The sequence below is a fragment of the Acinetobacter baumannii genome (assembly GCF_009759685.1).
Classification (GTDB): Bacteria; Pseudomonadota; Gammaproteobacteria; order Pseudomonadales; family Moraxellaceae; genus Acinetobacter; species Acinetobacter baumannii.
In genome coordinates, this window is record NZ_CP046654.1 from 2,886,895 (window position 1) to 2,913,716 (window position 26,822).

General features: G+C 37.0%; 23 protein-coding genes. 19 read left to right on the forward strand and 4 right to left on the reverse strand.

All coding sequences use genetic code 11. From position 1 onward, the window contains the following. Positions 1 to 32: 32 nt before the first annotated feature. The 3 genes from GO593_RS13850 to GO593_RS13860 all read right to left on the reverse strand — a co-directional run bounded on the left by GO593_RS13850 (position 33) and on the right by GO593_RS13860 (position 2,355). Positions 33 to 914 (reverse strand): ABC transporter ATP-binding protein, encoded by an 882-nt coding sequence (locus GO593_RS13850; RefSeq protein WP_001000098.1) that lies wholly within the window; start codon positions 912 to 914, stop codon positions 33 to 35. Continuing rightward, positions 914 to 1,858, reverse strand: a complete 945-nt coding sequence (locus GO593_RS13855) for an ABC transporter permease (RefSeq protein WP_000542522.1) — start codon at positions 1,856 to 1,858, stop codon at positions 914 to 916. Before GO593_RS13855 ends, GO593_RS13850 begins: the two co-directional genes overlap by 1 nt. A gap of 95 nt (positions 1,859 to 1,953) precedes the next feature. Further along, complete coding sequence (locus GO593_RS13860) at positions 1,954 to 2,355, reverse strand: hypothetical protein (protein WP_000043352.1); 402 nt, start codon at positions 2,353 to 2,355, stop codon at positions 1,954 to 1,956. A gap of 1,086 nt (positions 2,356 to 3,441) precedes the next feature. Between GO593_RS13860 and GO593_RS13865 the strand changes: the two genes are divergently transcribed. The 18 genes from GO593_RS13865 to GO593_RS13950 all read left to right on the forward strand — a co-directional run bounded on the left by GO593_RS13865 (position 3,442) and on the right by GO593_RS13950 (position 25,138). Continuing rightward, complete coding sequence (locus GO593_RS13865) at positions 3,442 to 4,134, forward strand: hypothetical protein (RefSeq protein ID WP_002135231.1); 693 nt, start codon at positions 3,442 to 3,444, stop codon at positions 4,132 to 4,134. Positions 4,135 to 4,150: 16 nt separating this feature from the next. Beyond that, entirely contained in the window at positions 4,151 to 4,654 is a 504-nt protein-coding gene (gene tssB / locus GO593_RS13870) for a type VI secretion system contractile sheath small subunit (protein ID WP_001119042.1), read from the forward strand. After that, complete coding sequence (gene tssC, locus GO593_RS13875) at positions 4,647 to 6,128, forward strand: type VI secretion system contractile sheath large subunit (protein WP_001066523.1); 1,482 nt, start codon at positions 4,647 to 4,649, stop codon at positions 6,126 to 6,128. The genes tssB and tssC overlap by 8 nt, the downstream gene beginning before the upstream one ends. A gap of 49 nt (positions 6,129 to 6,177) precedes the next feature. After that, complete coding sequence (locus GO593_RS13880) at positions 6,178 to 6,681, forward strand: Hcp family type VI secretion system effector (RefSeq protein ID WP_000653195.1); 504 nt, start codon at positions 6,178 to 6,180, stop codon at positions 6,679 to 6,681. A gap of 79 nt (positions 6,682 to 6,760) precedes the next feature. Beyond that, the gene (tssE, locus tag GO593_RS13885; protein WP_001047031.1) at positions 6,761 to 7,237 is read left to right on the forward strand and encodes a type VI secretion system baseplate subunit TssE; all 477 of its coding nucleotides are present in this window, start codon (positions 6,761 to 6,763) and stop codon (positions 7,235 to 7,237) included. A 16-nt stretch (positions 7,238 to 7,253) separates the two neighbouring features. Then, positions 7,254 to 9,065 (forward strand): type VI secretion system baseplate subunit TssF, encoded by a 1,812-nt coding sequence (gene tssF / locus GO593_RS13890; RefSeq protein ID WP_000568820.1) that lies wholly within the window; start codon positions 7,254 to 7,256, stop codon positions 9,063 to 9,065. Then, the gene (gene tssG, locus GO593_RS13895) at positions 9,029 to 10,027 is read left to right on the forward strand and encodes a type VI secretion system baseplate subunit TssG (RefSeq protein WP_001190390.1); all 999 of its coding nucleotides are present in this window, start codon (positions 9,029 to 9,031) and stop codon (positions 10,025 to 10,027) included. Before tssF ends, tssG begins: the two co-directional genes overlap by 37 nt. Beyond that, the gene (locus tag GO593_RS13900) at positions 10,024 to 11,436 is read left to right on the forward strand and encodes a hypothetical protein (RefSeq protein WP_000591866.1); all 1,413 of its coding nucleotides are present in this window, start codon (positions 10,024 to 10,026) and stop codon (positions 11,434 to 11,436) included. The genes tssG and GO593_RS13900 overlap by 4 nt, the downstream gene beginning before the upstream one ends. 30 nt (positions 11,437 to 11,466) lie before the next feature. Beyond that, positions 11,467 to 15,291 carry a type VI secretion system membrane subunit TssM gene (tssM, locus tag GO593_RS13905; protein WP_000556919.1) on the forward strand — a complete coding sequence of 1,275 codons (3,825 nt, stop codon included), beginning with the start codon at positions 11,467 to 11,469 and terminating at the stop codon, positions 15,289 to 15,291. 37 nt (positions 15,292 to 15,328) lie between these two features. Continuing rightward, a complete protein-coding gene (gene tagF, locus GO593_RS13910) occupies positions 15,329 to 16,288 on the forward strand; it encodes a type VI secretion system-associated protein TagF (protein WP_000557241.1) in 960 nt (319 codons plus the stop codon). A gap of 2 nt (positions 16,289 to 16,290) precedes the next feature. Next, positions 16,291 to 17,058 (forward strand): OmpA family protein, encoded by a 768-nt coding sequence (locus GO593_RS13915; RefSeq protein ID WP_001072402.1) that lies wholly within the window; start codon positions 16,291 to 16,293, stop codon positions 17,056 to 17,058. 16 nt (positions 17,059 to 17,074) lie between these two features. Further along, a complete protein-coding gene (locus GO593_RS13920) occupies positions 17,075 to 17,338 on the forward strand; it encodes a PAAR domain-containing protein (protein WP_000168111.1) in 264 nt (87 codons plus the stop codon). Positions 17,339 to 17,557: 219 nt separating this feature from the next. Next, positions 17,558 to 20,239 (forward strand): type VI secretion system ATPase TssH, encoded by a 2,682-nt coding sequence (tssH, locus tag GO593_RS13925; RefSeq protein ID WP_100223335.1) that lies wholly within the window; start codon positions 17,558 to 17,560, stop codon positions 20,237 to 20,239. A 23-nt stretch (positions 20,240 to 20,262) separates the two neighbouring features. After that, positions 20,263 to 21,357: a type VI secretion system protein TssA gene (gene tssA / locus GO593_RS13930; RefSeq protein ID WP_000020709.1), complete on the forward strand. Its 1,095-nt coding sequence runs from the start codon at positions 20,263 to 20,265 to the stop codon at positions 21,355 to 21,357. A gap of 16 nt (positions 21,358 to 21,373) precedes the next feature. Next, positions 21,374 to 22,738, forward strand: a complete 1,365-nt coding sequence (gene tssK / locus GO593_RS13935) for a type VI secretion system baseplate subunit TssK (protein ID WP_000471448.1) — start codon at positions 21,374 to 21,376, stop codon at positions 22,736 to 22,738. Between the two features lie 17 nt (positions 22,739 to 22,755). Then, a complete protein-coding gene (gene icmH / locus GO593_RS13940; protein ID WP_000083629.1) occupies positions 22,756 to 23,562 on the forward strand; it encodes a type IVB secretion system protein IcmH/DotU in 807 nt (268 codons plus the stop codon). A 12-nt stretch (positions 23,563 to 23,574) separates the two neighbouring features. Further along, positions 23,575 to 24,177 carry a hypothetical protein gene (locus tag GO593_RS13945; protein WP_000046452.1) on the forward strand — a complete coding sequence of 201 codons (603 nt, stop codon included), beginning with the start codon at positions 23,575 to 23,577 and terminating at the stop codon, positions 24,175 to 24,177. Between the two features lie 7 nt (positions 24,178 to 24,184). Then, positions 24,185 to 25,138, forward strand: coding sequence for a M15 family metallopeptidase (locus GO593_RS13950; RefSeq protein ID WP_000972583.1), 954 nt, complete (start codon positions 24,185 to 24,187; stop codon positions 25,136 to 25,138). Positions 25,139 to 25,140: 2 nt separating this feature from the next. On the opposite strand, the gene GO593_RS13955 is transcribed toward GO593_RS13950, so the two are convergent. Further along, the gene (locus GO593_RS13955) at positions 25,141 to 25,992 is read right to left on the reverse strand and encodes a LysR family transcriptional regulator (protein ID WP_000460191.1); all 852 of its coding nucleotides are present in this window, start codon (positions 25,990 to 25,992) and stop codon (positions 25,141 to 25,143) included. Positions 25,993 to 26,143: 151 nt separating this feature from the next. Between GO593_RS13955 and GO593_RS13960 the strand changes: the two genes are divergently transcribed. Beyond that, positions 26,144 to 26,812 carry an ankyrin repeat domain-containing protein gene (locus GO593_RS13960; protein ID WP_001232204.1) on the forward strand — a complete coding sequence of 223 codons (669 nt, stop codon included), beginning with the start codon at positions 26,144 to 26,146 and terminating at the stop codon, positions 26,810 to 26,812. The last annotated feature ends 10 nt before the right edge of the window (positions 26,813 to 26,822 follow it).

Genomic DNA, 26,822 nt, shown 5'->3' on the forward strand with positions numbered 1-26,822 from the left:
CCAAGTTGAACTTGGGCTTTTTAATGTCTTACTTATTTTTCTGTACTGACCTGAGTCATACGCGGTATTTTTGGTAAGTTTTGCAACGCAGGGTCAAGCTCGTCTTCTTCAGCATGTACCAGATAATCTACCCGTGAACGGAGCTGTTTAAACTCAGGTGTGCTCATTAAATCGAGTGAGCGTGGGCGAGGTAAATTAACTTCAATAATTTCCTTAATTTCACCCGGGTTGGCTTTGAGTGCCACAATTCGGTCTGCCAGCAAAATGGCTTCATCCATGTCATGGGTCACAAAAATAATGGTGATATCAATGTTTTGCCATAAATCCATTAAGTGCTTTTGCATTTTTTGACGGGTGTGCGGGTCGAGTGCACCAAAAGGCTCATCCATGAGTAATATTTTAGGTTGATTAACCAAAGCTCTAGCAATCGCAACGCGCTGTTTCATGCCACCAGAAAGTTGGTGCGGATACTGATTTTCATATTTTTCTAAACCAATAATATTGATCCATTCGCGTGCTTGAGCTTCGGCTGTCATTTGACTAGCCCCGCGCATTTGCGGACCAAACATCACGTTTTCTTTTACGGTTTTCCAAGGGAAAAGGGTATAGCCCTGAAACACCATGCCGCGTTCAGGACATGGCCCCGTAATACATTCGCCGTCTACTAAAACTTCTCCACTACGGTAGGGGTCTAAACCTGCAATAACACGGCTTAGCGTCGATTTACCGCAGCCAGAAGGGCCAATCACACAAATAAATTCTCTTTTATGAATTTTTAAATCGAGCTTATTTAAAACAGTGCGTTCAGTTTGACCATGCTTAAAAACTTGGCTCAGTTGTTTAGCTTCTAAAATCACAGGACGTTCATAAATTTTTTGAAAGTATTCATGTGCGTTAAATGTTGAATCGTTCATTATTTTGCTCCTACTTTCCAAGTGAACATCCGCTCACCTAATTTCATTAATACCCAATCACAGACCAGCCCAATCACGCCAATAATCAAAATAGCCGCATAGACATTGTCAAAGTTTTGATAGCGTGCCTGTTGGGTGATAAACCATGTAATACCCGAGGTCGTACCAATCAACTCTGAAACAATTAAATAGGTCCATGCCCAGCCCAATAGCACACGTAAGTCACGGTAAATATCAGGTAACGCAGCAGGAATCACCACGTGAAATAAACTTTTGAGCTTATTGGTGCCAAGCGTATAACCAGCTTCAATTAAGCTTCGATCAACCATTCGTGTGGTATTGGCAATAATGAGAATTTGCTGAAAAAGAGTGCCGATCACAATAATGGCAATTTTAGGTGCGTCATTAATCCCTAAAATTGCCACTGCAAGCGCACCAAATGCAGGTGCAGGTAAGTAACGGAAAAACTCGACAAACGGTTCTGTTAACAGGGATATCCGCTTAGAAAAACCACACAAAATACCCAGTGGAATCCCAATTAAGGAAGAGATAAAAAAAGCTGAAAATACCAGTTTAATACTGTGCCATAAACTTTGATGAAACCATGGCGAATCAGGTTGTTCAGGTGGTGTGGTAAATGCGGTGACCAAAGCCTTAGCGACTTCATGGGGAGCGGGTAAATAAATTGGATTGACTAAAATACCTTGTGGTGGTGCAGAATCTCGATTGACTGCATTTTGTGCTTCGAGATAGAACACATTTTTATCAACGCGACTTCCTACTTGTAAGTAAGGAACACTGCCTGAACTTGTGATTTGTACTTGAGGATGCCAAACAAAAGGTAAGTAACTAATTGCGCACCAAAGACATATTGGAATAACGAAAGAACAAATACTGAGAATCAGCTTGTTCTTTTGCGTAAATTCCTTTGCAACATAACCCATATCGAGAGCTCCCCATTTTGATCAGTATTACGATTTTCATAAAACGTAATATTGTTAAGCAAAATAGGTGCCATCTTTAAGGTGCTCTAGATGAGTTAAGAAGATGAGGGAACTAAAGTTTCATGCAAATAAACCCAATAACATTTTTCGTCTTCTACTTTAATGCAGGCTGTGGAAGTCCGTACTGTTTCGGTTTCACTTGTTTGCTGATGTTCCTGATATTGCACCCAACAGTAATTTTCAAATTCGTATAAGGCTGTGCTTTTAAGAATAGTGATTTTTAAAGAGGGCTTCTTTCCAATATTTTGACTAAGTAAGTTTTTAACTTCAGCTAAACCAATACTCTGACCTTGAACCGTAACCATCTTAAAATTTTGATCAAAACTGTTTAAAAGTGGTGTGAGACTTTGTTCTGCATTTTGACCTGTAAAAACATTTTCGATCAAAACATGTAAATCAATGACACTTTGAATGGCCTGATCCATTTGTTTAGACATTGGTTTTCTCCTTTAAAACGGGAATGAGTGAAAGTAAGCAGAGCAAAGCTGCAATTAAAAAAGTATGTTAATAGTGGAATTGTGATGTATAGACGGTACTAAATAAAATTTATCGATTAATATTTCAGACCATATTCTCTTCTAACAATCTTAACCTATGCAATCAATCGATGAATTGATTTGATTTATATTAGCGCTCAAGCTGCCGCTAATCATTGCCAACAATGTACTTTTTGTATAAAGCAGCATAAATGAACCAATCTATTTGTTATTCAAGTCATGATTAATTCGCAGATTAAAAATATTACTTTTTTTATAGCTATGAGGGTATCTATATCAGCCAAAATAGCCAGATATTTTGGATACTGGTGGGTAGTATTAATTCTTTGAAAAAATTGGTAATTCATATGAGCTATAAAGTTAAGAACTACAATTTTTGAGAAAATAAAATTTAGGTTGAATAAACTTCTCTTGGTCTGAGCCATTACAAGAACCAAAAATAATTACTTGTAATTTTTATCTAAAGCCATGTTTAAGCAAAAAATATAGAAAATTTATGGTTATGTAGGGAAGTATGTTTTTTAGTGCTAAGGAAGCATTAAATTAATTTTAAAAAAATATGATAGGTAGACAGATTAGTCTTGACAACTTTATGGACTTTATGTAGAGCCTGTCTTTTTGTAAAGTGGGCTGTATCGATACTAATCAAATAGGATTAACTTAGATGCCATTTATGATTAAATATTCTTAAGAAAATGTTTCATAATGCCTAATCTCATGATATTTAAATCAATTTTTAATTTAGTTTAATTTTTAAATAAACTAATAAAAATCAATAATTTATTTTTATTTACAAAAATTAACAATATTATTTTTTTATAAGAAAAACTTTATTAAGCTATATTTTATAGGCATCTTAACTATTAGCTTTTAGTTTAAGTTAATATGTTTTTTATATAAAATATGTTTATTTATATGTTAAACTGCGACTAAATTTTTTGAATATAAGGTTTTTATACTGATTTTTTAATATTCTAAAAATATTAACTTTTCGGTAAGGCCTTGAATAAATAAGAAAACAGAGGAATGAAAGTTGTGTTGAAACGAAGTATTTTGATACTTTTTTTGACTGGAAACATTATCGGTCTATCATATGCTCAAGCAGCAGAACTAGAGCCTGTAAAACTTAAAAAAAGTTGTATTAAGAAGAATCCTCTAGCAGAAGGCCAAAATGACCCTGAGCTATTGAATATTTTTAAACAAGTTTGTGATAGTGATAATACAACTCAAAAAAATGATTTATTAGCTAAAGCTGCTATGCGGTTTTATCAAACCAATCAACCAGTTAAAGCATTGAATTTAGCAAGTCAATTGCAAAGTCAAAATATACGCGGTTCATTAATCACTGATGTCTTATTTTTATCTGGTGTGAGCATTGCAAATAATTCATTGCAACAAATGCGTAATCAGGAAATGCGATATTTAACGAATGACATAACATATCCTCCTGCAAAGCAGTTAGTTGAAAATATTCATACTGCAATGCCGGCTCCTGATCCATCGAGTTTCAAAACTAACAACTCGGAAAGCAGTTCTACTGATAATGAAAAAAGAAGTTATAAAAAACAGTACGCAACGCGTAATAAAGTGAGTGCTTCTAGAACGTCAAATAAACGAGTAGTAAGTCCAGCAAAGGCCACCACAGTAAAACCTAAAACTGCACCTGCAGCCACTGTCAATAAATCAAAAAGTTCGCCTTTTGACCCTTTAATTAAATAATCCGGAATAGAATCTTATGGCTAAGAGAGAAAGCGTACAAAAGAAGCTTCAGCGAATTCGACCTCCACGTGTTCAGCTTACATATGATGTCGAAATTGGTGATGCGAAAGAAGCGAAAGAACTACCATTCGTTGTAGGTGTAATGGGTGATTTTTCAGCTGCATCTGAGCTTGAGCGTACAAAATTAAAAGATAAAAAATTCATTAATGTCGATTTAGATAATATTGATGAAGTAATGGAATCTCTGTCTCCAAGAGCTGCTTTTCAAGTAGACAATACGTTGACAGAAGAAGGCGGTAAAATGGCTGTTGATTTAACATTTAAATCAATGGAAGATTTTCGCCCGGAAAATGTTGTACAGCAAGTTGATCCATTAAAGAAATTGGTTGAGGCGCGTGAGCGTTTAACCGATTTAAGAAACAAAATTTCAAACAGTGAGCGTTTAGAAGATCTGCTTGATGAGGTTCTTAAAAATACTGATCAAATCCGTAAATTAAGTGCGGAGGCCGATCATGAATAATACTCAATCAGCAGCAATGCCACTTGTTGAAAATGAAGAAGTTAATCTTTTAGATTCGATTGTTGAACAAAGTCGTATTGCACGAAATGAAGAAGAACATTCTCGTGCTAAAAGCTTAATTGGTGAGCTTGCTAAAGAAGTAATGGCAGGAACCATTACTGTTTCTGAAAATATGACTTTATCAATTGATAAGCGTATTGCAGAAATTGATGCTCTGATTTCAAAGCAGTTAAGTCAGATCATGCACAATGAACAATTCCAAAAAATTGAGTCAACTTGGCGTGGTCTTTATTACTTTTGTCAGGAAACGCCTTCAAATCCGCTCATTAAAATTCGTATGCTCAATACGACTAAGAAAGAGTTGGTAAAAGATTTCCAAGGTGCTACAGACTTTGATCAAAGCACTTTGTTTAAGAAAATCTACGAAGAAGAATACGGCTCTTTTGGTGGTGCACCATACTCAGCATTAATTGGTGATTTTGAGTTTGATCGTACTCCATCTGATATGTATTTGCTTGAGCAAATCTCTCATGTTGCAGCGGCAGCACATGCACCATTTATTTCAGCTGCTAGTCCGAGCATTTTAGGCCTTGAATCATTTACAGATATTGATCGTCCTAGAGATGTTTCAAAAATCTTTGAAACCGCTGAATATGTTCAATGGCGTTCGTTCCGTGATAGTGAAGACTCACGTTATGTTGCATTGACTTTACCTCATGTCTTGGGTCGTCTCCCATATCATCCAAAAGAAGGTACTGCGACAGAAGGCTTTAATTTTATTGAAGATGTTTCTGGTGAAAACCACAATGAATATTTGTGGATGAATGCAGCTTATGCTTTTGGTACTCGCTTAACAAATGCATTTGATATGCATGGTTGGTGTGCTGCTATTCGCGGTGTTGAAGGTGGTGGTTTAGTTGAGGGCTTGCCAGTACATACTTTTAAAACACAAGATGGCGAAGTGGTATTCAAGTGTCCAACTGAAATTGCAATCACGGATCGCCGTGAAAAAGAGTTAAGCGATCTAGGCTTCATTCCGTTAGTACATTGTAAAAATACAGATTACGCAGCTTTCTTTGGCGCGCAATCAACTCAAAAACCTAAAAAATATGACAATGATACAGCCAATGCAAACTCGGCTTTATCAAGTCAGATTCAGTACATCATGGCTGTTTCACGTATTGCACATTACTTAAAAGCAATGATGCGAGATAAAGTGGGTAGCTTTGCTTCTGCTGGAAATGTTGAAGCATTCTTAAATGAGTGGTTGTCACAGTATGTCTTACTTGACGATGGTGCTTCTCAAGAAGCAAAAGCTCAATACCCGTTACGTGAAGCATCTGTAAAAGTTGTAGAAGATCCTGCTCAACCAGGTCACTACAAATCTGTGGTTTTCTTGCGACCACATTTCCAGCTGGATGAGTTGTCGGTTTCTTTACGACTTGTCACTGAGTTACCTCAGTCCTCAAATTAATCAAGGTCAGCTAAAGAATAACTTTAAATTAAAAATAGGAAAGTTCTAAATGAAGGATATATACGTTGAGTTTCGCGGTAAATATAAAGTTGATGGAGAATCTCGTGATTCTGAGCACAAAGGTTGGTTAGAAGTTAACTCTTGGTCTCATAACATCCGTCAACCTAAATCTGCTACTTCAAGTAGTGTAGGCGGCCACACTGCTGAACGTGTTGAACATTCTGACATGGTTTTCGTGAAAGACTTAGACGCAACTAGCCCTAAATTATGGGAAGCTTGTTCAGCTGGTTATACATTTGATGAAGTACAAATCGACTTCTATCGTGCAAATGGCGATAAACGTATCAAGTACTTACAAATCAAATTGAAGCACGTTCTAGTTTCTAGTGTAACTCCAACTGTTAACGAAGAAGGCGTTCCTACAGAAGCATTCGGTTTGAAATATGCTGCTGTTGAGTGGACTTATAACCAACAAGATATTAACGGTACTGCTAAAGGTGCTGTTACTAAGAAATGGTCACTTTCTAATAATACAGCTTCTTACGCAGCGTAATTATTTAAGTGAATATTTGGTGGAGGCTGACATAAAGTTAGCCTCTGCTGTCTTTAAATATACTTTGTTGTGAACTCGAATGAACTTAGATCGGCTTTATCCATACGGATTTCGTTCAACTTTATTTGATCGCTTAATTCCAGAAAGTGAAGATTATGCAAAAGGTCTTTCTATTCAGCAATTAAGAGAATCTGTAGCAAAGGATTTAGAAGATTTGCTCAATAGTCGGGTAGCAAAGTTAGATCATGTGATTGATGACTATCCACTTGTAAAAAAATCGATACTTCAGTTCGGGATTATTGATTTTGTGGGGCTTTCTACAGCCAACCCTCTGGATCGGGATAAAATTTGCCAATCCATTGAGCAATCAATAGCAGCTCATGAACCTCGGCTAAGACAAATACGGGTAGAGATGTTATTAGATGGACATAATATGGGCGCATTATGTTTAAGTATTCAGGCTTATCTAAATATTCACCCCTTATATGAACCTGTTGTATTTGATGCATTGTTAAAACCAACAACGCAGCAATATGTAATTTCAGCAAGAACTTAAGCGTAGTGGGTGTGTTGTGATAGAAGAGCTTTTACCGTTTTATGAAAAACAATTACAAGAATTTGGTCAACAATCTCGGGAATTTGCCCAAAAATATCCAAAAATTGCTCAGCGCTTATCTTTAAATCAAGAGCAAATTGATGACCCACATATTGAACGTCTGATTCAGGCTTTTTCGCTGATTGCTGCTCGAATCGATAAAAAACTAACAGATAGTTACGATGTTTTTACTCGTTCTTTATTTGAGGTGATGTTTCCTCAATACTTACGACATTTTCCTGCGTGTTCAGTTGTTAGCTTTGAAGATATTAATAAGATTAAACAGCTTACAGAACCTCATCTTGTACCTCATCATACGGTTTTGAAATCTCGTAGTTTCAAAGGAGTACAGTGTGAGTTTAATACAACTCAAGATGTTAAATTACTGCCTATTCATTTAAGTGGTTTGGATTTTAAAACTACACCTAGTGCACATATGCACTTAAATCAAAATGCGACGTTGAGCCTTAAATTTGAAATTTTTAATAATGCTCATGCTTGTTTAACTGATGAGAAGCTTCCTATTTATTTGGATGCTATCTCTAATTTTCCTCTACAGGTCCTTGATAGTATTTTCAAAAAAGGAACCAGTTTTGCGGTTAAATATGGACAAACAATTGTAGAATTGAGCAAGAATCCATTCGAATTGATTGGTTTTGCAGAACAAGAAAGTTTATTACCGCTTGATCAACATACCCATCATGCTTATCGTTTGTTGATGGAATACTTTTGTTTCCCGGAAAAGTTTAGTTATCTTAAGCTCGATTTGGATTTTTTAAAGCGAATACCTCAGCATGTATCCGAATTTGAGCTTTTAATTCATTTCAAATTAAACTTAAATGATCAAGCCGTTGTTAGAAACTATTCTGAGCTAAATATTGCAAACTTTAAATTATTTACTACCCCAGTAATTAATTTATTTGAAAAATATGCTGAACCTCAGAAGATAGTTCACAAGCAGTTAGAATATCCTTTAGTTACAGATGCACATCATCCTGAGTTTTATCAGGTATATTCAATACTTGAGATGAATATGGTGCGTGAAAAAACAAATCAGGAAGAAAGCTATGTTCCTGTTTTGCCTTTTTTTGCGATGAGCCATTACCACAATGATACAGCTCGCTTTTTTTACTCAGTAAACTATCAAAAGTTACAGTCCAATTTCGTTGAAATGGGCTATTCGATTATTTCTAAAAATTTAAATCCATTTTCAACACGCTCAGATTTTATTAGCACCAAATTATTATGTTCAAACCGTGACTTGCCTCATGAAGCGCTGGGTCAGTCTAATAACGTATTAAATTTAAACGATAGTAGCTTGGCGAGACGTGCGATTGTCTTAAAGCGACCAACCAAACCTTATAAATTTGAACAAGGCCAAAGTGAGCAATGGCGTGTGATTTCGCATCTTTCATTAAATAGCTTAGCGCTTATGAAAGGGGATGCTGTTTCTCATGTTAAAGAGCTGTTGGCTTTATATAACTTACCGCAGTCAAAAGAAAATTATTTAATTATTGAATCAATTAAAAAATTAGAATTTTCACTTACCCATAAACTTGTAGATGGCAAACCATTTCCAATGTTTGTGAGAGGGGTAAAAGCTGAATTACAAATTGATTCATCTGTATTTAGAGGGCATAGCTTATATATTTTTAGTCAGTTATTAAGTCGTGTTTTTAATTTAAAGGTTCAAATTAATAGTTTTGTTGATTTGGTGGTTAAGGATTATTCATCTCAGCAGGAGTTATACCAATGCAGTCAGAACGTTGGTGGCAAGACTCTTCTATAACGGCTGAGTTGTTTCAACGCCCCAAATCTTTTGAATTTATTCAAGCAACACGGTTATTGCGTCATAGCCCAGCTAATGATGCCTGTTCGTCATGGACTGATCATTTTAAATTTGAGACCTCGTTTAACTTAAACTTTCCGGCTACTGAAATTGAAAGTTTAGAATTAGTAGATGAGCGTGTTCATTTAACAAACCTGATCGTTGGTCTTACCGGTATACAAGGGGCATTACCTTATACTTATACAAATAAAATTAAGCAGGCTCCACGGCAGCAACGAGCTGAAACTAAAGAGTTTTTGAGTTTATTTAATCATAAGTTAACTGGTCAGTATGTAGAGTCAAGTATTACTTATCACTTGCCTGTGCGATATGAAATAGAAAATAAAAATGATTATTTGGATATCCTGCATGCTTTAAATGGTTATGTTCGATCACAACATCAACAACAAGATTTGGATGAATATTTTGCTGAATTTTCAGGCTTAATGCAGGGGCAAAATAATACCGTTCATGCTTTGAAAACAATGTTGAGTTGTATATTTAAGCATGAAATTACAATTAAAGAGTTCATACAAGAATCATTTAAGTTAGCAAGTGATCAGTTAACAACTTTAGGTGGAAGCCAGCCTAGCTTACTTGGTATTAACACGTTTTGTGGGGAAACGATTCAACAAATTGATGGAAAAATTGAGATTCAGATAGGTCCACTTAAGCGTCAGCAATATTTAAAATTTTTACCTCATCAAGAGCTTAGTTTAAAGCTTAAAAAAATTGTAGAAACATGGTGCAGTCCGACACTTTCAATCGATCTTAGACTGATATTAGATGAGTCGGAAATACAACCTGTTCGCCTGACTCAAAGCCAAGCCAATGGCTTAGGGCAAGGTGCTTTTTTAATGTCTCGCAAGCCTAGCACCCATAGCCATGAAACATGTTATAGCCTTATTGGAGAGCAAATATGATTAAAAAAATATTACTCTCATTCATCGCTATTTTTACAATTGTTAGTGGATTGATTATTTTCTACTGGCGAGATGTTCAATATAACCCTGATAAAGGGGATTTTTTCCTTTATTTTCTTTTATTACCGGCAATTATTACATTGGCGATCTTATCGCCTTGGCTGATTTATAGCGCTTATAAAAGTTATAAAGAAAAGAAAGAGAAAGCTGTAAATCAAAGCCAAAATGATGATAGTCAAAAATCATCTGCTGCAATTGAACAACCTCTAGAACAGCTGGATTTTAATGTATATTCCGCTTTTGCCATACATGCCCTAGGCGAGAATGAAACTATTATTGAAGAAATACAAAATTTTAAAAGTCCGGAGCTTGATGAGCAATTGTTGAATTCGTATGGATTGCCTCTTTTATCTTATCGAATTAAAGATTTAGCTGAGACAAATGATGAGGATATTCAATACGCTGCTTCGCCAAGACAAGTTCGTATCATGTCTTTAATCAGGCAACAACTAGAACAAAATATAGAGAATTTGTATCGCTTGGCTGAACATTTAAAGCGCTCAATTTTATTTTATGAATCTCATCAGATCCGTGAATATCATATGCATCCTGCATGGGTCGATCCAAATAGCGAATATGAAGATACGGAAACACCAGTAGTTGAAGTACACCGTTTAAATCGACTGAATTTGCATATTTTTCTTCCAGAAGATTTATTACATGTTTGGAATGATGAGCAAAGTAATGATCTGATTTTAGAGTTTTTTAATGAGATTGGCATTATTTCCCAAAAAGTTCATATCGAATATCACTTTTTGGGTGAGCGTGTAGCTTATCAAGAATTTATTCATTTATTAAAACGCATTCAAAAGAAAGAGCATGAGGTATTTCTCATGCTGGCTGTTGATTCAGAGATTGATCAAGATCTTATTGATGAAAAATCATGGATGGTCAAAGATTATATTCCGGCTGAATTTGCTGCAAGCTGCCTCCTTGCGGACCCATCATTAAAAATCGAAGAACTCGAACCGGCTAAAAACTTAAAAATTGTGGTGGGCCAAGAAAAAGCAGCCAAAGTTCTTCATACGCTGAACTTAAATGAATTACCGCAGTATGAGGGAGATGAGCCATACGTACTTATTCTTTCAGACCAGACAGATATAAAAGCAGCGAAGCAATTACAGCAGCAGTTTGCACAAACATCTGTTGAAACACATCACTATATTTATGTGAAATCTTCATTGGGGCATACCCAGCATTTAGTTGATATTTATGGCTTTATGCTCAGTATGCATTTTCCTGAACATATCGTTCCTTTTGTCTTTGGAGAAAATACAGTGTCAGCACATACATTTGTGCAGAGTGTCACTGAAAATTCAGAAGATGATGCGATGGTGTTGAATAGCTAATTTAAACTTTGAACTTAGAACGAGAATAGAATGCATACAATTTTAGGCTACTTGTGGCAGTACATCACGAATCCTAAAGCAATTATCGCCTTGTCATTGTTCGTGGCATTGATGTCTTCCTATACTTCAATTCCTCGCCATATATTTTGGGCTTTAGCATCTGCATATGCTTTAGGGCTCATCGCTTATGGAATTTATTGGCTAATTCAGCGTAAAAAGCATGCTGTTCAAGGTGAAGAGCTTGCGCAAGCGATTGAAAAGGATACCCAAGCAGAGTACGGCAAAAATAAAGATAAAGAAGAGCTGCAACTTATTAGCCAACAAATGAAAGAATCTATTCAATTGATTCGTAAGTCAAAGTTAGGCGATAAAAAGGGGAACGCAGCACTATATGAGTTGCCATGGTATATGGTCATTGGTAACCCGGCTGCTGGTAAAAGTTCTGCGATCTATAATTCCGGTTTAAAGTTTCCTTTTGAAGAAACCCATCAAAAAATGGTTTCGGCTGGTTTAAGCGGTACGCGTAATTGTGACTGGTTTTTTTCAACTGAGGGTATTTTACTCGACACCGCTGGACGTTATTCAGTCTATAGCGAAGATCACTCTGAATGGTTAGGCTTTTTAAATATCTTAAAGAAGAACCGTTCTAAGGCTCCAGTAAATGGTTTAATTCTTATTGTTAGTATTGCTGAGCTTGTTAGTCAGAGTCCTGAACACTCATTAAAGCTTGCGAAAAATTTACGCGCTCGTATTCAGGATTTAACCGAACGTTTAGAAGTGGTTGTACCCGTATATCTAGTCTTTTCAAAAATGGATTTGATCGCGGGTTTTACCGAATTTTTCGAATTCTATGAAGCGCAAGAATATAATCAGGCGTGGGGCGCAACACTACCATATGAGCAAAACTCTTCTCATAATGCCGTAGATCTTTTTGAGAAACACTACAATATTCTTTATGACGGTTTAAAAGGGGTCAGTTCAACTCATCTTAGCCGTCGACATTCTCAAAATATCTCACCTAGTGTGATGACTTTCCCATTAGAATTTAAGACATTAAAACCAGCATTAAAAAGTTTTATTGCGACACTGTTTGAAGATAACCCTTACCAGTTCCAACCAGTTTTCCGCGGGTTTTATTTCACAAGTGCTTTGCAAGAAGGCGTAATAGAAAGTCCAATGACTGAGCAAATTGCACAGGAATTCCAACTTTCCCAAATTGCTCAAAGTGAAGTAAAAGATCAGCTAAAAACAACGCCTAACCATGGTTATTTCTTAAAAGGCTTGTTTTCAGATGTCATTTTAAAAGATAAAGATCTGGTTAAACAGCATGTCAATACAAGCAAAAAGCGTCAGCGTTATATTGCATTTATTGGTGCTTTAGCTGGCGTATCCATTATTCTGGGTGTGTGGGTTTGGTCATATCGTAACAATCAACAACTTATTGCCGAAGTTCAAGCTGATTTAAATAAAGTTGTTCAATTGGAAAAGAGTTCAGGTCAACAATTGTCGACTCAATTAGAGGCCTTACTTATCTTGCAAAGACGTCTACAACAGTTAGACGAATTTGATGAAAATAGACCACTAAAATTTAGTTTTGGTTTATATCAAGGTAATGAGCTACGTGAAAAACTAAAAGCTGAATATTTAAAAGGTGTTAAGCAAATTGTTTTGATACCTACACAGCAAAATATTGCTCAGTATTTGCAGCGTGTAAAAAATAACGAAGCAACTTTAAAAGCAAATCATACCAATGTTGAGATCAAGCAAACTGCTCAAACTCAGCAATATTTGGAGCCTTCGGATACCAATCCTCAAGATGCTTATAATGCTTTAAAAGCATATTTAATGATGAGCAATCCACAGTATATGGATGCGAGTCACTTAAGTGATCAGGTAACGCGTTTCTGGCGTTCTTGGCTTGATGCCAATAAAGGGCAGATGCCACGTGCAGATATGATTCAAGAAGCTGAGCAGATCTTATCTTACGCAATGACATTGGCAAATGATAAACAATTCCCGATTTTGGATGCTGACTCTCAACTCGTAGATCAGACACGTCAAGTATTGCTCTCTGTTATTAGAGGTATGCCAGCGCGTGACCGTGTTTATAACGAAATTAAAATGCGTGCTGCTGTGCGCTTCCCAGCTTTAACTGTGAGCCAGATTGTTGGTGACGCAAATAAAAATATTGTATTGGGTAGTTATGCATTACCAGGGGTATTTACTCAAAAAGCTTGGAACGAGTATGTAGAAAAAGCAATTGAGGAAGCAGCAGACAAACCTACGGATACTAAAGACTGGGTGCTTAATAGCCGTCAATCTGATGATTTAACTTTCTCTGGTAGTCCAGAGCAAATCAGAAAGCAGCTTACTGCATTGTATAAACAAGAATATATTGCAGAGTGGAGAAAATTCTTAAGCGGTATTCACTATGCAAAAGCAACTCAGTTTGCTCAGCAAGTTAAAAATATTGATGTATTGGGCGAACCACAAAATTCACCAATTCGCACACTTATTGAACGCGTAGCCATTGAAACAAATTGGGATAATCCGGTTGTTCAAGCAGAGTTAGCAGCGCCTCAAAAAGGATTTATTGCATGGTTTAAACGTAAGGTTTTAAATCATGATGATAAACAATTAGCAAATCAGGCTGTAACGAATGCTCAAGGGCCTATTTCTCAAGAATATCAAATGTTCTATCAATTGGTTCGTAAACGTGATGATCAGCAAGGTAAATCTTTGCTTGATGAATATATGACGAATCTTGCCTTAGTACGTAGTAAGTTTAATGAACTTAAGAATGCGGGTGAGATCGGACCGAATGCGATGACATTGGTTAAGCAAACTTTAAATGAGCAGACATCGGTATTTAACCAGACTCAAAAAATTGTAGATGAAAAGATGGCGGTTGGTTTCAGTGAAATTGATCAGCAACTTCTACAAAAATTAGTGGTGAGTCCACTTACCCAAGCCTTTGAAAGTTTAATTACACCTACTCAAGATGAAATCAATAAGCTATGGGTAATGCAAGCCTATCAACCATTTACTGCAAATCTTGCTAAGAAATATCCATTTAACTCATCAGCTTCTTTACAAGCAACAAGTAGTGAAATTGGACAAATTCTTGGTGAGAACGGCAGTATTTCCCGTTTTGTTAAAGAGAGTTTAGACCCGTTTGTTATCCGCCGCGGTTATACCTTAACCTCCAAAACATGGAAAGATTTGGGGATTAGTTTAAACCCACAATTTGTTATGAACTTCCAACGCTATGTTGCACCTACAAATGGAATGGCAACAGGTGAGTTAAATAGCCAAGCACCAGCTGCTCCGGCAACCAATCAGTCTAACTTCCAGTTCTACCCAATTCAAAACCCGCAGTTACTTTCATATACCGTTGATATTGATGGTCAGCGTATGACTTATGAAAATGGGGTGCAGCAATGGGTTAACTTTATTTGGCCAAATCAAGGCAGTATTCCGGGTGCTCGTATTACGGCTGTAGATTTACAAGGTCAGACACATACCATTTTTGATGAACCAGGCGAATACGGGATTAACCGTTTAATCGATAGTGCACAGCGTAAAGAGCAAAACGGTGGTTTTGAAATGCTTTGGCGCAGTAAGACAGATCCATCACTCTTTGTGAAAATGAACTTCCGTCTTATTAGTAGTAATTCAGGAAGTATCGGTTCAAGCCGTGGCTACTCTGGTATGCAACTGGTGGACAAAGTGACTGCGGATAAAGCTGCTCGCGTTGTATCCGCACAGCAAGCACCAGCTCAGGCTGCTGCTCCTGCCAAAACTGAAAATCCAGTTTCTGCACTAGCACAACCTGCTGCGGGAGTTAAGCCATGACATGGAAACTAACCTCTACATTCAAGGAGGAGCATTGATGCATACATTAAAAACAACTCCTCTGTATTACGGTAAAAGCCCTGCACGTGGTGACTTCTTAAAGACAAAAGGTCAATATGCCTTAATACAGGTACTTGATCAGTGGATAACAGAAGCATTGGAATATGCAATGCAGTCAAATATGTTCAAAGAGGCATATAGCAAGTTGCCTTCATTGGATTTCTTTATTGCAAATCCACAAGAGAACATGTTCTTGGCTGCTAATTTGTTGGCGAGCGAAGACAGTTCAGGCCGAGCTTTTCCGATGGTACTCAGTCATTTACTTGAGATTGATTTGCCATATGAAAATTTATTATATGCACCTTATAGCTATAAGCATGTCTTAGTTGATTTATTTCAAAATAATCGCGCATTAAGAGGGATTAAAGACTCTGACTTATTATTTGGTAAGCTAAATCATTTACCAAATCAAATTCAGGTTTTATCTGAACGTGAATGTGTAGGTTTTTATGAAAATCATACCATGCATTCATTTGCTCAGTTAATGAAGCTAAGTATTTATGAGTTAGCTCAAAGCATGATTGGTTTAGGATTACTACTACAACCAATTTTACAAAATGGGACTAGCCGTTTAAATAAAGTCTTGATTCTACCGATTAATAATCCTGCTTATTGTTATGAAATAGCGGCATTCTGGGTCAGTATTATTTGTCGTTTTTTAAAACAGCATAATACCGAAGTATTAATTGGGTTGTTACATCGGGAGCAGCCGGTATTATTCTTTGGTTTTCAGGGTGCTGATATTTTAGCTCTTAGCGATATTTTTACTCAGAATATGGATAGCAAACATTGGGTTTCTTTAATACAAGCTCAATGGATTGATACTTATTTGGAACAGAATGCTGGTTTAGCAACGCTAGAACAATCTTTATGTCAACGCCAATTAAGTTTAAATCAAGGTTTAAAACTATTTAGACAGACTTTTTTGGGTGAATAACAATGAATCAAAAATATCAAATTAAACTTTCACAATTTATAAAAGGCTGTTTTATATATGCAATTGCGAATTATGCTTTAGCACAGCCTATAGTTGTAGAAGGTGTAGTGCCAAATGAAGCAAGTAAACAGGCTATTTTAATGAAAATGCAGTCTGTTTATGGTGCAGATCAAGTTGTTGATAAAATACAAGTTCGACCAGTTGCCGCTCCAAATGGATGGAGTGACTCTGTCACACGAGTGATTACACCTGATCTTAAAAAAGTTTCTCAGGGTAAGTTAAGTGTTAATGGAACCCGATTTGAACTGACCGGGAAAATGCTAAATCCGACAGAAATACAGCCAACCATTCAGTCTTTTCAGAATTTGGTACAGCCTCCATATCAATTATTTTCCCAGCTTTCTGTAAATCAGGCTGAGCAGAAGATTATTGATGATGCTTTAAAAAATCGAATTATTGAATTTGAATCTGGTAGTGCAGTATTAACTGAAGCTGGGCAAAAAATTCTTGATGAAATGGCTGTTGCTTTAAATAAAGTGGGCGGGAAAAAAGTCAAAATTGTGGGGCATACCGATAGTTCTGGTGATGCGACCAAAAACTTAAAACTCAGCCAAGATCGAGCTTTAGCAGTTAAAAATTATTTAATTAGTAAGAATATTCCTGCTGATCATTTATCTACCGAAGGTTTAGGTTCATCTAAGCCTGTAGCGGACAATACTTCTGCGGAAGGTAGAAAGAAAAACCGCCGAATTGAGTTCACCGTTTTATAGGGATAAGGAGAAGAATATGGCTAGCCCTTACATTACGATTGGATGCCCAACGACAGGTGGAGGGCAAGTCATTTCTGGTAATAGTGCATTTTTAATTGATGGAATCGCAATTGCATGTGTAGGTGATAAAGCAACTTGTCCGGCGCATAAAACGGTTTCTACGATTGTTTCCGGTGACCCAAATATGCAAGTGATGGGAAAAGCAGCTGCAAGAGTAAATGATTCATTATCGTGTGGCTGTAAATTATTACCGAAACAAAGTTTGGTTAATCAAGGATAGCAGAGGGTATATCTTTTTTTCTTAAATGTTTAAGTTAAAAAGATATGTGTACTAATTAAATGATCTTAAATGGTATTAGATTTTTTATTTAGATATAAGAAATCGAATAAATCATATTAATGATTGTAATGCTGGGTTATTTGTCGGATAAAGCTAAATTTTGGTAATATACGGGCATTATGATTTTAAGTATTAAATTATTTAAAAATATTGAGAGTAATGATGAGTAGTTTAAAAATTTTAATTACAAAACTTTCTACAGCTGCACGCACTGCTTTAGAAAAATCTGCTAATGCTTGTGTTCTTCAGCAAAACTACGAAATTGAAATTGAACATTTATTTTTAGAGTTACTTAATCAGTCTTTAGAAAACGATTTAAAAATTTTATTAAAAAAATATAAAATCTCAGCCGATGCTTTGGCAGATGATTTAAAAGAAACAATTTCTCAATTACCAAAAGGTAATACACGTACTCCAATTTTTGCTAAATCAATTGTTCGTTTATTTGAACAAGCTTGGTTATTGGCTTCAGCAGAACAAAATCCTGTCATTCGTAGTGGTCATTTATTGGTTGCATTATTAACTGCACCAGACCTCTATCAAATTGCAACAAGAGCTTCGAGTTTATTTGATCTTTTCCCGATAGACTCAATGAAACATAAGTTTCTTGAAATTTGTGAAAAAAGTGTAGAACAACAAGAAGAATCAAAAACATCTTCACAAGCAGATGAATTAGAACAAGCCGCTACTCCAACTGCAAAAACTCAAAAAACACCTGCTTTAGATCAATATACAATTAATTTAACTGAAAAAGCGAAGAACGGCGGGATTGACCCTGTTATTGGGCGTGAATATGAAATTCGTTTGATGCTCGATATTTTAATGCGCAGACGTCAGAACAACCCAATTTTAACTGGTGAGCCAGGTGTAGGTAAAACAGCTGTAGTTGAAGGGTTGGCTTTAAAAATTGCTCAAGGTTTAGTTCCTGAAGCATTAAAAAATGTTCATTTGCACGTTTTAGATATGGGGCTTTTGCAAGCTGGGGCAAGTGTTAAAGGTGAATTTGAAAACCGTTTAAAGCAAGTTATTCAAGAAGTCCAATCATCGGCTCATCCTATTATTTTATTTATTGATGAAGCGCATACGCTTATTGGAGCAGGTGGCCAAGCGGGGCAAAACGATGCTGCCAATCTTTTAAAACCTGCACTTGCTCGTGGCGAGTTACGTACTATTGCTGCAACAACATGGGCAGAATATAAACAGTATTTTGAGAAAGATGCTGCATTGAGCCGCCGTTTTCAGGTGGTAAAGGTTGAAGAACCGGCCGAAGAAGTTGCTGTGGATATGCTACGTGCAATGATTCCCGTAATGCAAAAGCACTTTAATTTACAAATTGATGATGAAGCAATTGTAACGGCTGTACATGCCTCTCATCGCTATATTAGTGGTCGTCAACTCCCAGACAAAGCAGTAAGTGTTCTTGATACTGCAGCAGCGCGTGTAGCTTTGACCCAAAATGCACAACCAGTCAAACTTGATCAATTGAAAGCACAAGAACATAACTTAAAGCTTGAGCAACAAATTTTGGAAAATGAACACCGTCAAATTCCAATACATCATGAAAGATTAGAAAATCTGAAAAACCAACTAGAGTCATTACAAAGTGAGATCCAAGAGACTCAGGAACAATGGCAAAAAGAATTAGAGCTAGTTCGTAAAATTCAGGAATTAGAAGCGCAGAGCCATTCTAATGAGTCTGAAGCCTACGATCAGATTAATTTAATACGCAAAGACCTTGCTGATATTCAGGGACAACAGCCGTTAGTTTTTGAGCGAGTAAACTCTCAGATTATCAATGAAATTATTTCTGATTGGACAGGTATTCCTGTTGGGAAAATGGTCAATGATGAAATTAAGCAGATTTTAACGCTTGAAGATAAATTAGGTGAGCGTGTAATGGGGCAAGATTATGCACTTACACAATTAGTCCAAGGGATTAAAACTTCAAAAGCTAAATTAGAAGATCCAAATAAACCTCAAGGGGTGTTCCTTTTAGTCGGGCCTAGTGGGGTTGGTAAAACTGAAACTGCTTTAGCCTTGGCTAATGAGTTATATGGCGGTGAACAGCATTTAATCACGATTAATATGTCTGAGTATCAAGAAGCACATACTGTCTCTTCGCTTAAAGGTGCTCCTCCAGGCTATGTTGGCTATGGTCAGGGTGGGGTTTTAACTGAAGCTGTACGCCGTAATCCTTATAGTGTTGTGTTACTCGACGAAATTGAAAAAGCACATAGCGATGTTCAGGAGTTGTTCTATCAAGTATTTGATAAAGGTACTTTAGAGGATGGTGAAGGGCGCGTTATTGATTTTAAAAACACGACAATCTTATTAACTTCAAATACGGGCTCGAGTGCAATTATGCAGGCATGTTTAAATCAGCCTGTAGAAGAATGGCCTACCGCGGAAGATTTAATCGAACATTTAAAACCGAGTTTATATAAACAGTTTAAGCCAGCCTTCTTAGGGCGTATGAGAGTTGTGCCATATTTCCCATTGCATGATGATTTATTGGTTCGAATTATTAAACACAAATTGGGCAAAATTACTGCTCGAATTGAAAAACAATATAGAACGGAAGTTCAATATTCAGATGACTTGGTTGAGTTGCTACTCAGCCGTTGTACTGAAGTGGATAGTGGCGCCCGTAATGTTGATAACATCTTAAATTCTACAGTTTTACCTGCTTTGGCAACTGAAATTTTAGTGGCTTTGGCAGATCAAAAATTGCCGAAATTGATCATGATTGATGCAAAAGATGACGAGATCCAATATTTACTAGATCCTGTGGCGAAGCCTGCTAAAAAACGGACTAGTAAAAAGTTGAAATCAGAAGTTTAAAAATTTAATAGAGCCAAAATTAGATGAGTATTGATATTTCTGAACTACTTAAACCCATTAATGACAGCTTGCTTTGTGGTGAGGATTATTCATTTTCTAATGAATTTCACGAGATAAAGAAAGCCAGAACACAGGATGATCTATTATTAGATCAGGGGGATTGGGTTGCTGAACGGAAGCAGGCAGATTGGGACTTTGTTGCGAAGAGTGTAAGCGCTTTGCTCATTGAAAAAACCAAAGATATCCGTCTATTAACTTGGGTAATAGAAGCCTGGACTCATCTAAATGGTTTTGAAGGCATGGTAAAGGGAATCACTTTAACTCATACCATGCTGAACCAATATTGGCAGGATATTCATCCGATTATTGAAGATGATGATTTGGATCAGCGTATTGGTTTATTACAAGGTCTTATTAATCAGTTGCCAATGCTGTTGAAGAAAGTACCTTTAACCAACACAGCTCCTTATTATAACTTGCTTGATTACGATAATTTTCTATATCACGAAAATATACGCCGTAAGCAAACAGAAGAGTACGAGAGTCAGTCAGGTCCATCTGAATTAGAACAATTTGATCAAGCGATCTTTAATACCTCTAAAACCTTTCAATACTCAAATTATCAAGAGTTTAATTCGGTTTTAACGGAGTGGAATGTTTTAAAGCAGACACTCGACCATTTAATGGGATTAGATTCACCGAGTTTTGCTGCAATTGATTCTGCATTTGAAACAATACACAGCACTTTACGTAAAATTTACAAAGCAGAGGCTTTTGGTACTGGGCTTGCGCCGAGCCAAGAACAGGCCGCTGTCATCACGACACCGTCTATGGAAAATCAAGTGCCTGTACAAATCGTATCAGACCAGCCTATGTTTCAGCCACAAGCACAAACTCACTTGGCCAATCGCGAGCAAGCAATGAAAGTGCTGCAAGAAATAGCTGATTATTTTCAAGCAAATGAGCCACATAGTCCTGTGAGCTATATGCTCCAAAAGACCATTAAATGGAGCCAAATGCCGCTGCATGAATGGTTAGCACAAGTGATTAAAGATGAGCATCCATTGCAAATGGTTCAGGAAATGTTAGGTGTTCAACCTAAAAATGAATATGAATAAAGATTGGTAAAGAGATATGTTTAAAGCTGAAAAAGTCCTGTGGGGCGAAGGTTTATTTTTAAGACCTCAACATTTCCAGATTCAAGATACCTATCATGAACAACGTTTAAATCATACGGTTCGTGCTGTTGTGCCATTTTCCTATGGCGTTCAAAAACTTAGTTTTGATGAAGCACAGTTAAGTACGCATATTCTTGCACTTGAATCAGTAGAAATGATTTGGCAAGACGGTGAAATATATCAAGCGCCTGCTTATGACTTATTACCTGAACCTATTTTGCTTGATGAGCTTAATTTACGTGGTGAAATGGTCATCTATTTGGCATTACCATTATTACAAGCCAATAAACAAAATTTAATCGATCAAAATCAATCACAAAAGGGGCGCTATCAATCACATTTGGTTGAGACCCATGATCTGTTCACAAACGCGACAGAGGCTGATATCAGCTTATTACGTCGTCGAGCTGTGTTTAAATTATTAGATGCACATAGTAATCCTGATCATAATTTAGATGGTTTCCTGTATTTGCCAATAGGCAAAATTAAACGTCAGAGTTCAGGTGCTTTTGAAATTGACCGCAAATTTATTCCGCCCATTTTGCATGTCGATGCATCTGAGACCTTGGTTTCAAATTTAAAAAGAACCTTGAATGTTATTAAGGCAAAAATTAAAACGATTCAAACCAATAACCGAGAAAATGAGCAGAAATTAATTGAATTCCGTTCAGGTGATATCGTTTCGTTTTGGTTGGTAAATGCTTTAAATACTGCTCATGCTGGTCTGAGCCATTTCTTGCAATATCCGCAAATTCATCCGGAACGATTATTCTTTGAATTGCTACGTTTAGCAGGTTCGTTATTAACCTTCTCGACAGCTTATGAAGTTGATCAGTTACCTGGATATAAACATCATAATTTGCAAGAGAGCTTCACCCAACTCGACACAATTTTACGTGATTTACTCGATACGATTATTTCGAGTCGTTACATCAGTATTGCCCTTAAAGAAATTCGCCCTTCATATTGGGTGGGAAGTCTCGAAACCGATAAGATTACTCGAGATACCAGACTTTATATTGCTGTATCAAGTAGCGCGATGCAGACCCATGAGTTGATTCAAATCGTTCCTCTACGTTTTAAAATCGGTAGTACTTTAGATGTTGAACAACGTGTTGTTGCAGCATTACCAGCAATTCCATTACACCACTTAATCCAAGTTCCAACTGCTATTCCAGTACGTTCTGGTGTGAGCTATTTTGAAATCGAACCGCATCATGAGCTCTATCAACGTATGTTGGATTCAGAAACGATTTGTATTTATGTTCCGGCTGGATTCCAAGATATCAGTATTGAGCTGATTGCGGTCATGAACGCTTAGAGATAAAGGAGAGAAAAATGTCACAATCTACAGGTGCTCCTTCTTTATTTGACGATGGGCAAATTGGGACAGGGGGGAATAATAATAGCCAGTCCCAAGTAAAATTACAGGCAATTAATCTGATTGATTTATTGCATGATGGTTTTTACTTAATCTTTTTAATTCGAAATCAGTATGTGCCAGCTGATCCACAGCGCTTTCGTGAAAAAATTCTAGATTTGCTTAATCGATTTGAGCAACAAGCGAAAAAGTTACAATTTTCAGCTGATGATATTCATGATGCTAAATATGCGTTTTGTGCGCTGATTGATGAAACGATCGTAACCCAGCAAGACCCAAGCTATTTTAATTTACAAAATTCTTGGTTAATTAGTCCATTACAGTTAAGCCTGTTTGGTTCACAGTTAGCGGGTTATCAATTCTTCGAAATTTTAGAGCAACTACGTAGTCGTGGAAAAGAGCGATTAGCTGCTCTTGAAGTCTTCCATTACTGCTTATTATTAGGTTTTCAGGGTAAATACCGAATTGAGTCAATTGAAAGCCTTAACCATTTGGTGGCACGAGTAGGCGATGAAATTGATTATCTGAAAGGGAAAAAAGTGGCTTTTTCGCCATTCTCGGCAATTCCTGATCAGATACGAAATATTATCCATCGTGAGTTACCTTTTTTCTGGATTTTGATTTTCTTATTGATTTTTGCATTACTTACCTTTGCAGGTTTAAGATTTATGCTTAACAATCAAAATGATAAAGCATTATCTAATTATCAAAATGTGATTTCTGCCCCACAAGAGCAGGCACATATTACAATTTACTTACCTTGATGATGGAAAGAAATGGCTCAGGAAAAACCAACTTCTATTCGAGTTTTGCAATCGAATAAAAAAAAGTCGAGATCACCCGTAATCTATATCATCATTGGTATTATTGCAGGTGTTTTTGTAAGTATCTCGTTGTTCCTGTTCTTGTCTCAACCGTATTCATCCGACCCTACAAGTGTTGAGAGCAAATCGAATCAAGATCAGGAGCTTGACCAAGTCTTGATGACTAATTCTTCTGCACATGACCAAGCAGTAAGTGATCAGCAAGAGCAAACTGATCCGATGAGCCATGATGGTTTTGAGCAACCTAAAGAGAATGAGTTAAGTAACATTTTTAAGCCTGCTCCTCATAAAGAGGCAGTACCTAACCCGCAACGTGTTTCACCTTTTGATGCACAGTTAACAGGTGAACAGGTTGTACCTAAGCAACAGGCTGTAGCTAAACCTGTACAGCCAAAACTACAGGTAGTTCAGCAAAAACCGGCTACCCAGACGAAAGTGGTTCAAGCCAAACCCGCTGAGGTAAATAAAGCTCCGGTTGAACAAGAGGCTGATGTGGAACCACCTAAAGCTTCGGTTGATATTAAGATTACACGAAGTCCATTTGCTGTGAATTAGTTAAGTCATGATGATTTTTCTAATTTTCTTTTGTTTTGCTTGCCTTGCTATAGGGTTAGCATTTTTGATGTCTTATGAGTTAAGAAATAAGGGTAGAACATTTGTTCTATCTTTATTACCTCAGGGGCGTCGGCAGCTAAATCAAGTTAGACAATTTGCTCAAACAATGAATCAGGCTGCGGCTCCTGAAAAACTACAATCACATTGGCATTTACAGCAATGGTGGATTGTAATCGCAGGATTTTTTTTATTTGCCAGTATTTTAATTTTTGCTTTTACTCGCCCAATCAGTTCAACACGAATTGAAGCCGAGTATCTTAAAAAAACTGATCCGCAAATTTATGCATTATTAAATGGAGAAATATTATCGCCTCCACCTGAAGTAGATGAAAGCCTGATTGAAGCTGCAATTGTTGAAGCAACTCAGTTAGAGCAGCAATATGCTTCTCAAGAAAGTGGTGTTATAAATTCTTCACCAATTGATAATACAAGTTTTGATGGCCGTGCGATTTTAGATACGAGTTTAGTCAACCGTAAGTGGGATAAAATGAACCCACGCTATAAGCAGCGTTTGCTTATGGTCTTTAAAATTATGAAAGAACAATATGGTTATGAACTTGTTTTGCTTGAAGGTTATCGTAGTCCAGCACGTCAAAATATGTTGGCAGGCAATCCGAATACAACCAGAGCAAAAGGGTATCAAAGTTATCATCAATTTGGTTTAGCGGCAGATGTGGCCTTTAAGCGAAACGGTAAAGTTGTTATTTCTGAACGTGACCCATGGGCTATGCAGGGTTACCGCCTATATGGGCAAGTTGCTGAGTCTGTCGGGCTTACCTGGGGTGGTCGCTGGAAATCTATACAAGATTATGGCCATACAGAATATAGAATGCCAGGCTTGAAGAAAACTCAAGAAATGGCGGAAAAGCTGATTGCCGAAAGCTTAAATGACATCAGTTAAACCTAGGAGCCTGATTGGAAGCGATCATGTAAAACGGTAGTCATGTGATCGACAAGCTGGGAAATCAACCCAGCTTTTTCCCATGTATAAATTGAAACAACCATAGGTGAAGCTTCACCTAAAGATTTATATCTACGTACACGACGGCCTTTTGTGGTACTAACTGGTAGTAAAGATATTCCCAAACCTGTTTCGACACTTACTAGAACACTTTCTAAACTACTTCCTGTAAAAGCAATATACCAACGTCGTCGTTCACGTTCTAATGTCTCAAACATTTCATCTCGGTAAAGTCCACCTTGAGGAAAGGTCACTAAACGAATTGGTTCAGACAAAGGCGTAATCGCATTTTCACTTTCAAACCATGCCATTTCTTCAGGAAAAGAGGCATAACAATCGGCGCTGGCTGCTGATTCTTTCACAATAACAATATCCAGTTCACCATTACGATAGCGCTCTGTCAGGTTACGGCTTAAGCCTGAAGTGACATCTAACCGAATAGTACGATGTTCTTGAGTAAATAGACCGAAAACTTCTGCCATAGCAGTACTCATCATATCTTCTGGCAATCCAATTCGAATAGGGATGCTGCCAGCTGGATCTTTTAAGACCGCCTCAGCCTCTTGTTGAAGCGTCAAAATTCTTTGAGCATAACCAATTAAATATTCACCTGAAGCTGTTAATTGTAATGGTCTTGCTGTGCGATCAATAAGGGAGTGACCAACCGATTCTTCGAGGCGTGCTAACTGCTGACTAATAGTTGATTGTGTCAGATGCAACTTATCAGCGGCGGCTGTAAAACTACCACTTTCAAAAATGGTCACAAATGCACGAAGAAGACGAGGGTCAAACATAAATGAATACCATCAATAACGCAGAGAACAAGATACTTGAGTATTTATAATCTTAATACAATCGATTAAATAATTTAATTTCCAAATACTTTTAAGCGTGCTTATTCTAGTGCCAAATTATTATGCAATTCATTTTGATTTGGAGTGTTTCATGCGTAAGTCCCTCATATGGATCAATCTGATCATTGCGATGGGTGCTTTGGGTTTTACAAATGTGGTAAATGCAAAGGATGAATACCCTTTACACATGGCAGCTGCAAATGACGATATTCAGTTAATAAAACATATTTTGTCTCAAAAGACCTTAATTGATGCACGTGATGAAACAGGTTCAACAGCATTAATGGTGGCAACAAGAGCAAACCATATACATGCGGCTCATATGTTGATTGAGGCCGGCGCAGATGTAAATGCTAAAGATAATATACAAGATAGTCCTTATTTGTATGCAGGTGCACAAGGTTATTTAAAAATTTTAAGAATGACACTCATGCATGGTGCCGATTTAAAGAGTACTAACCGTTATGGGGGAACCGCGCTTATTCCAGCAGCAGAACGGGGCCATGTAGAAACTGTCCGTACTTTAATTGCTGCAGGTGTAAACGTAAATCATGTCAATAATTTAGGTTGGACAGCTTTACTAGAAGCAATCATTTTAGGTAATGGCAAATCCAATTATCAGCAAATTGTGGCACTTTTGCTAAAAGCTGGTGCCAATCCGAATTTGGCAGATAAAGATGGGATCACACCATTACAACATGCACGTACAAGAGGATATCGTGAAATTGAAAAACTCCTTCTTGTAGCTGGTGCAAAGTAGATGGAGGAAG

What these genes read in the sequence shown, in the direction of transcription:
- GO593_RS13850 (WP_001000098.1), bottom strand. Translation starts at nt 914, where the DNA reads ATGAACGATTCAACATTTAACGCACATGAATACTTTCAAAAAATTTAT.
- GO593_RS13855 (WP_000542522.1), bottom strand. Translation starts at nt 1,858, where the DNA reads ATGGGTTATGTTGCAAAGGAATTTACGCAAAAGAACAAGCTGATTCTC.
- GO593_RS13860 (WP_000043352.1), bottom strand. Translation starts at nt 2,355, where the DNA reads ATGTCTAAACAAATGGATCAGGCCATTCAAAGTGTCATTGATTTACAT.
- GO593_RS13865 (WP_002135231.1), top strand. Translation starts at nt 3,442, where the DNA reads ATGAAAGTTGTGTTGAAACGAAGTATTTTGATACTTTTTTTGACTGGA.
- tssB (WP_001119042.1), top strand. Translation starts at nt 4,151, where the DNA reads ATGGCTAAGAGAGAAAGCGTACAAAAGAAGCTTCAGCGAATTCGACCT.
- tssC (WP_001066523.1), top strand. Translation starts at nt 4,647, where the DNA reads ATGAATAATACTCAATCAGCAGCAATGCCACTTGTTGAAAATGAAGAA.
- GO593_RS13880 (WP_000653195.1), top strand. Translation starts at nt 6,178, where the DNA reads ATGAAGGATATATACGTTGAGTTTCGCGGTAAATATAAAGTTGATGGA.
- tssE (WP_001047031.1), top strand. Translation starts at nt 6,761, where the DNA reads ATGAACTTAGATCGGCTTTATCCATACGGATTTCGTTCAACTTTATTT.
- tssG (WP_001190390.1), top strand. Translation starts at nt 9,029, where the DNA reads ATGCAGTCAGAACGTTGGTGGCAAGACTCTTCTATAACGGCTGAGTTG.
- GO593_RS13900 (WP_000591866.1), top strand. Translation starts at nt 10,024, where the DNA reads ATGATTAAAAAAATATTACTCTCATTCATCGCTATTTTTACAATTGTT.
- tssM (WP_000556919.1), top strand. Translation starts at nt 11,467, where the DNA reads ATGCATACAATTTTAGGCTACTTGTGGCAGTACATCACGAATCCTAAA.
- tagF (WP_000557241.1), top strand. Translation starts at nt 15,329, where the DNA reads ATGCATACATTAAAAACAACTCCTCTGTATTACGGTAAAAGCCCTGCA.
- GO593_RS13915 (WP_001072402.1), top strand. Translation starts at nt 16,291, where the DNA reads ATGAATCAAAAATATCAAATTAAACTTTCACAATTTATAAAAGGCTGT.
- GO593_RS13920 (WP_000168111.1), top strand. Translation starts at nt 17,075, where the DNA reads ATGGCTAGCCCTTACATTACGATTGGATGCCCAACGACAGGTGGAGGG.
- tssH (WP_100223335.1), top strand. Translation starts at nt 17,558, where the DNA reads ATGATGAGTAGTTTAAAAATTTTAATTACAAAACTTTCTACAGCTGCA.
- tssA (WP_000020709.1), top strand. Translation starts at nt 20,263, where the DNA reads ATGAGTATTGATATTTCTGAACTACTTAAACCCATTAATGACAGCTTG.
- tssK (WP_000471448.1), top strand. Translation starts at nt 21,374, where the DNA reads ATGTTTAAAGCTGAAAAAGTCCTGTGGGGCGAAGGTTTATTTTTAAGA.
- icmH (WP_000083629.1), top strand. Translation starts at nt 22,756, where the DNA reads ATGTCACAATCTACAGGTGCTCCTTCTTTATTTGACGATGGGCAAATT.
- GO593_RS13945 (WP_000046452.1), top strand. Translation starts at nt 23,575, where the DNA reads ATGGCTCAGGAAAAACCAACTTCTATTCGAGTTTTGCAATCGAATAAA.
- GO593_RS13950 (WP_000972583.1), top strand. Translation starts at nt 24,185, where the DNA reads ATGATGATTTTTCTAATTTTCTTTTGTTTTGCTTGCCTTGCTATAGGG.
- GO593_RS13955 (WP_000460191.1), bottom strand. Translation starts at nt 25,992, where the DNA reads ATGTTTGACCCTCGTCTTCTTCGTGCATTTGTGACCATTTTTGAAAGT.
- GO593_RS13960 (WP_001232204.1), top strand. Translation starts at nt 26,144, where the DNA reads ATGCGTAAGTCCCTCATATGGATCAATCTGATCATTGCGATGGGTGCT.